Consider the following 1,499-nt stretch of genomic DNA (forward strand, 5'->3'; position numbering starts at 1 on the left):
GGGGTGCCTCTATGGTTTTCGTCAAGCAGCGAGAGCCACTGATGGTGTGGCTGTAGGTGTGCCCGGGTCCTGGTACAGGGTGCCATCGCGGAGCATCGCGTAGAGCACGTCCGTGCGCCGTCGGGCCAGCGCGATCAGCGCTTGGTTGTGGCGTTTGCCCTGGGCTCGTTTCCGTTCGTAGTACGCCCTGGAGGCAGGGTGTGACAGTGAAGCGAACGCTGAGAGGAACAGTGCGCGTTTGAGTCGCTTGTTCCCGCCCCGTGGTGTGCGCTCGCCACGGATCGAGGTCCCGGAGCGGCGTGTGACCGGGGCGATCCCGGCGTAGGAGGCCAGGTGCCCGGCATCGGCGAAGTCCTTGCCCACGACTTCGGTGAGGATCCGTGCTGCGGTCCTGATCCCTACTCCGGGCATCGAGATCAGGACCGGGTGAAGAGGGTGGGCCTCCACCACGGCCTCCACCTGTGAGGCCAGTCCGGCCCGCTGCCGGGTCAGTCCTGCCAGCTGCTCGGCCAGGATCGGGATCACGGTGGCCGCGGCCTGCGTGCCGGCCACCACCACGGACTGCTCGTCCAGGGCGTGGAAGATCTGTTCTGTCAGAGAGGCAGCCAGACGTGGGGCGTGCTTACGCAGCCGGGCACGCACGTGCCCCGGCCCGGCGGTCTTCAGCTGTGCAGGGGTGGGGTACCGGCTCAGCAGGTCTGCCACGGCGGGGTGGGTGATCTTGGGCCCGAGCACGCGTTCGAGTGAGGGGTGGATCTGTGTGAGCAGCCCGCGCAACCGGTTCGAGGTCGCGGTGAGTTGCGCGACGAGGTCGTCGTCGAAACCGGCGAGCATGGCCAGCTCGGCGATCTGTTCCTCATCGGCCCGGATGGAGCGCAGGGTGTGGGGCATAGTGCGGGCTGCTTCGGCGATGATGGCTGCGTCTTTCGCGTCGGTCTTGGCCGCACCGGGGTGCAGGTCAGCGATCCGGCGCATCGCGAGCCCGGGCAGGTAGGCCACCTCAACGCCCTCACAGGTCTGGGCTACCGCCACGGGCAGGGCCCCGATGGTGGCCGGTTGGTCCACCACCAGCAGCGTGGGCCCGTGGGTGGTGGTGAGCTCGGCGAGGACCTCGCGCAGGCGGGTCTCGTCGTTGGGCAGGGCCTTGTCGTAGACCTTCTTCCCTGCCGCGGTCAGGGCCACGGCGTGGTGCTCGGATTTACCGACGTCAAGACCGATGAACACGGCCGGGGTTTGCTGGGCGCTCATGCCTGATCTCCTTCTGGTCCGCCAGTGGCGTGTGCTGGCCGGCCGGGAGGTGATCACGCTCGGCATCCACGTTACGAAGGCCCTTGTCAGTCGGGTCCTGCCTCTATCAGCGATCCGTGATCACCGGACCGGTCCCGGGTGACAACACCCCCCGGATCATGGGTGACTGGGGGCAAACGATCATGCCCAGGACCGGCCGGTCAGCACTCCTTGATCCTGACGGATCCAGGAGCCACGAAGAAGGTAACGGG

General features: G+C 67.5%; 1 protein-coding gene. It reads right to left on the bottom strand.

Going from position 1 to position 1,499, the window contains the following annotated elements; translation table 11 throughout:
- Nucleotides 1-21 precede the first annotated feature (21 nt).
- Nucleotides 22-1,248 (bottom strand): IS110 family RNA-guided transposase, encoded by a 1,227-nt coding sequence (locus HMPREF2863_RS03255; protein ID WP_070637872.1) that lies wholly within the window; start codon nucleotides 1,246-1,248, stop codon nucleotides 22-24.
- Between the last annotated feature and the right edge of the window lie 251 nt (nucleotides 1,249-1,499).

Origin of the sequence: Micrococcus sp. HMSC067E09 (genome assembly GCF_001812555.1) — a bacterium.
Lineage (GTDB): Bacteria > Actinomycetota > Actinomycetes > Actinomycetales > Micrococcaceae > Micrococcus > Micrococcus lylae.

Bases quoted from the DNA above. Each gene is read 5' to 3' on its own strand.
- HMPREF2863_RS03255 (WP_070637872.1), bottom strand. From the start codon at position 1,248: ATGAGCGCCCAGCAAACCCCGGCCGTGTTCATCGGTCTTGACGTCGGT.